The organism is Actinosynnema sp. (assembly GCF_052038725.1).
In genome coordinates, this window is the sequence record NZ_JBQGCX010001161.1 from 1 (window position 1) to 4455 (window position 4455).

Here is a 4455-nt window from a genome sequence, read left to right on the forward strand (position 1 = left end):
TCCCCCTGGCGCAGCTTGGACATCACCTCGCGCTCGATCTGCCGCACCCGCTCCCGCGACAGCCCGAACTGCTTGCCGATCTGGTCCAGCGTGCGCGGCTGCCCGTCCTCCAGGCCGTAGCGCAGCCGGATCACCGCCTGCTCGCGCTGCTCCAGCGTGGCCAGCACGCGGCGCAGGTCGTCCTGCAGCAGCCCGGAGATCACGGCGCTCTCGGCGTCGGTCGCGTCCGAGTCCTCGATGAAGTCGCCGAGCGGCGCGTCCTCCTCGGCGCCCACCGGCATGTCCAGGCTCACCGGGTCGCGCGCGTGGTCGAGCAGGTCCGAGACCTTCGACGGGGAAAGGCCGGATTCGGCGGCCAGTTCCTCGTTCGTCGCCTCCCGGCCGAGTTGCTGGTGCAGATCCCGCTTGATCCGCGCCAGCTTGTTCACCTGTTCCACCAAGTGGACCGGAAGGCGGATCGTGCGGCCCTGATCCGCCATTCCCCTGGTGATCGCCTGGCGAATCCACCACGTGGCGTACGTGGAGAACTTGAAACCCTTGGTGTAGTCGAACTTCTCGACCGCGCGGATCAGACCCAGGTTGCCCTCCTGGATCAGGTCGAGCAGAGGCATTCCACGACCGGTGTACCGCTTCGCCAGAGAAACGACCAACCGGAGATTCGCCTCCAGCAGGTGGTTCTTCGCCCGGAGGCCGTCGCGGACCAGCGCGCGCAGCTCGCCCGCGCGCTCCGCGTTCAGCGCGGTGGTCGTCTCCAGCTCGTGGTGCGCGAAGACGCCCGCCTCGATCCGCTTGGCCAGCTCCACCTCTTGGGCGGCCGTGAGCAGCGCTGTCTTGCCGATCCCGTTCAAGTAGACCCGGACCAGGTCGGCGGCCGGGCCCTGGGCGTCGAGGTCGAGGTCGACGCTCGGGGCACTCGTGTCGTTCCCGACCTCGCGGTCGAGGACCTTCGGGACGGTCATGGAGATCCCTCCCCCTTCTCGCGGGCTGGCGTTCGGTCGTGTCGCGAGCCCGCGCTGCGCTGCGCGGCCCCGGCCTTTCAGCGTTCGAACGGCCGTTTGGCTGGACACTTGAGGAAACGCGCCTACCCTCGAAATGGTTCCCGCTTCCTCAACAGACAAGACGTCACTGCGGTCACAGCGGTTGCGCGCCCTATCCTGAGGATTGCCTGAGAAGGGTGTCTCAGAGTTCCACGAGGACCGTGAACGGACCGTCGTTCACGCTCCGCACGGACATCTCCGCGCCGAACTGCCCGGTTTCCACTCTCGCGCCCTTCTTGCGAAGTTCCAGCACCACCGCGTCCACCTGCGGGGCGGCGGGCTCGGGCCGGGCGGCGGCCGACCTGGACGGCCGCCGACCCTTCCTCGTGTCGCCGCAGAGCGTGAACTGGCTGACCACCAGCAGGGGCGCCCCGGTGGTCGCGCACGACTGCTCGTCGCGCAGCACCCGGAGCTCGTGCAGCTTCGCGGCCATCCGCACGGCCTTGGCCGCGTCGTCGTCCGCGTGCACGCCGAGCAGCACCAGCAGCCCCGGCTCGTCGATGGCGCCGACGACCTCGCCCGCCACCTCGACGCTCGCCGAGGTCACCCTCGCGGCGACGGCCCTCACGCGGGCGCCACCATGCCGTGCCGCACCAGGTCCCTGACCACCGGCAGCGCCGCCTCGGTGAGCGGGCCCAGCGGGAGGTCGTGCGCGTACGCCAGCAGCGCGAGCAGGTCCTCCAGCGGCAGGGCGCCCCGGAACCCGGCCACCAGCTTCGCCGCGACCTCGTCCAGCTCGTGCTGCCAGCCCGGCCCGTCGGTCCGGTGCAGCCGCCGCACCACGGACTCCCAGCCGTCCTCCACCGCCGAGGAGACCTCCTCCAGCAGCACCGTCGGCGGCAGGGCGAACCGGGTGGCCAGCAGCCGTTCGGCGGTCCCGTTCTCGCGCAACCAGGCGACCCGGTCCAGCCAGGCGGCGGTCTCCGGGCCCAGCGGGTCGTCGTAGGCGTGGCGCAGGTCCTCGCACACCACCTCGGGCACGGCCGCGTCGGTGCGCCGCAGCGTCACGAACCCGAAGCCGACGCCGAGCACGTCGTTCTCCGCGAACCAGTCCAGCCACCCGGCGGCCTGCGCGCGGCCCTCCGGCGAGCGCGGGTCGACGCCCGCGTCGCGCAGCCAGGTGCCCACGTACAGCGCCGGGTCGGCCACGTCCCGCTGCACGAACCAGGCGTCCACGCCGCCGCGCGGCAGCCAGGACGCGACCCGGTCCTCCCAGTCCTCGCCCTTGCGGTGCAGCCAGGAGGCCAGCAGCTGGCCGGTGCCGCCCTCGTTCAGGAACGCGGGCAGCTGCCGCACGACCAGCGCGCTGGCGTCGTCGCCGCCGAGGCCGGAGTCGCGGTAGACGTAGTCCACGCGCGGCGGCCCGACCACGAACGGCGGGTTGCACACGACCTGGTCGAACTTCCGGCCGCGCACGGGCCCGAACCACTCGCCCCGGCCGAGGCGGACGTCGACCTCGTTCATCCGGAACGTGGCGGAGGCGAGCGCGAGGGCGCGGGCGGACAGGTCGGTGGCGGTGATGCGCTCGGCGTGCCTGCTGGCGTGCAGCGCCTGCACGCCGCAGCCGGTGCCCAGGTCGAGCAGGTTCTTGACGGGCCTGCGCGAGGTGGCGCGCGCGAGGCTGATGGAGGCGTGGCCGACGCCGAGCCCGTGGTCGGTCGGCACGGGCCCGCCGCGCTGGTCGGAGTCCAGGTCGGCGATCACCCACCAGGAGCCCTCGTCGTCGCCGTAGGGCCGCACGTCCAGCCCGGCCCGGAACCCGTCGCCGTCGGGGGTGAGCACCCCGGCGCGCACGGCCTCGTCCAGGTCGACGCCTGCGAGGGCGGAGCGGACGCTCCTGCCGGGCTCGGTGTCGCCGAGCAGGAACAGCCGGACGAGCGCGCCGAGGTCGCCGGAGTCCTCGGACTCGCGCTTGGCGACCTCGGGCTCACCCCGCCCGAGCGCGGCGTGGGCGACCGGCCCGAGCGCGTCGACCACCCCGTCGGCGGTGTAGTCGGCCTCGCGGAAGGCCGCACGCAGGCGCGTGATCAGGTCATCGGATAGTTCAGGGAGCACCGGCACATGGTGGCACCCCCGGCGGCGAAGTCCTGATCGCGCAGGTCCGGGTCGCGCCACCCGTCACCCCCGCGCCACCCGTCACCCGCCCGGCATCCCCCGACGCCGCAGCTCCCCGTGCACCGCCAGCGCGACCTCCAGCGCCAACCGCTCCACCGCGTCCCCCAGCGGGAGGGCCGCCACCTCACCCATCCGCTGCAACCGGTACCGCAGCGTGTTCGGGTGCACCCCCAGCGCCCGCGCCGCCCCGCGGGCGTCGCCCCGCGCCGCCAGCCAGGCCCGCAGCGTCTCCGCGTACCGGGTGCCCCTCTCCTCGTCGTGCCGCAGCAGGTCCGCCACCGGCCCCCGCACCGGCAGCCGCCCGGCCTCCGCCTCCACCGCCAGCCGCCGCAGCAGCACCCGCGCCCACGCCAGCTCGTAGACCACCGGCCGCTCCCCGCCCAGCGCCAGGCACTCGTCCGCCTCCAGCCGCGACACCGGGGCCGACCCGCCGTCGCACACCCCGCCGATCCCGGCCCGCACCACCACCTCCGGCGGCAGCTCGCGCCGCAGGCCGCGCACCCACTCCACCGCCGCCGCCGGGTCGCCCCCGCACGGCAGCACCGTGTACAGCACGTTCCCGAACAGCGCGCTCCGCCCCGGCCGAGACCACCCGAACCCCGAGGTGGCCCGCTCGAACGCCAGCAGCGCCGCCCCGTGCTCCGCGTCCCCCACGTGCGCCCGCACCGCGATCACCCGCAGCTCCCCGCCGGGCAGCCCCAACCGGTCCAGCGCCCCCGGAGCCCCCGAGTCCAGCAGCGCCGTCACCAGGTCCGCCTCGGCCTGCCGCTCCAGGTCCGAGCTGGCCCGCGCCCGCAGCAGGTGCAGCGCCGCCGTCCGAGCCCCGTCCACCAGCGCCGCCTCGCGCGCCGGGCTCGTCCCGTCGACCTCCACCCACACCGACCCGAGCAGCTCCCGCCCGGCCCGCACCGCCGCCACCAGCCGCCCGCCCAGGTGCTCGGTCAGCTGCGGCACGAACAGCGCCTCGTCGCTGTGCGCCAGGTGGGTGAACACCCCCGACGAGTCCAGCGCCCGCCGCGCCTCCTCGGGCACCCGCCGCCCCAGGATCGTCTCCACCCGGACCGCGTCGACCCCCTGCTGCCGGTGCGAGTACGCCAGCACCCGCGACCCCCGGTCCTCGATCGTGACCGGCCCGCCCACCAGCGCCGCGATCGCGTCGGCCACCGCGAACAGGTCCCCCGACCCCCGATCGCCCAGCACCAGCGCCTGCGCGACGCTCACCAGCTGCCCCCACGGCACCGCCGGGTCCACCAGCAGCACCGCCGCCCCCGACCGCCGCGCCGCCGCCGCGACCCGCGCGTCC

At 74.7% G+C, this 4455-nt stretch carries 4 protein-coding genes; all 4 read right to left on the reverse strand.

Annotated features, from left to right (window positions below; all coding sequences use genetic code 11):
* A partial coding sequence (locus tag ACTUAL_RS24355; protein ID WP_440901885.1) for a sigma-70 family RNA polymerase sigma factor occupies window positions 1-959 on the reverse strand: 959 nt, incomplete at its 3' end.
* 220 nt (window positions 960-1179) lie between these two features.
* Window positions 1180-1605: a D-aminoacyl-tRNA deacylase gene (dtd, locus tag ACTUAL_RS24360; RefSeq protein WP_440901886.1), complete on the reverse strand. Its 426-nt coding sequence runs from the start codon at window positions 1603-1605 to the stop codon at window positions 1180-1182.
* Window positions 1602-3092, reverse strand: coding sequence for a DUF7782 domain-containing protein (locus tag ACTUAL_RS24365; protein WP_440901887.1), 1491 nt, complete (start codon window positions 3090-3092; stop codon window positions 1602-1604). Before ACTUAL_RS24365 ends, dtd begins: the two co-directional genes overlap by 4 nt.
* Before the next feature lie 81 nt (window positions 3093-3173).
* A partial coding sequence (locus ACTUAL_RS24370) for a PucR family transcriptional regulator (protein WP_440901888.1) occupies window positions 3174-4455 on the reverse strand: 1282 nt, incomplete at its 5' end.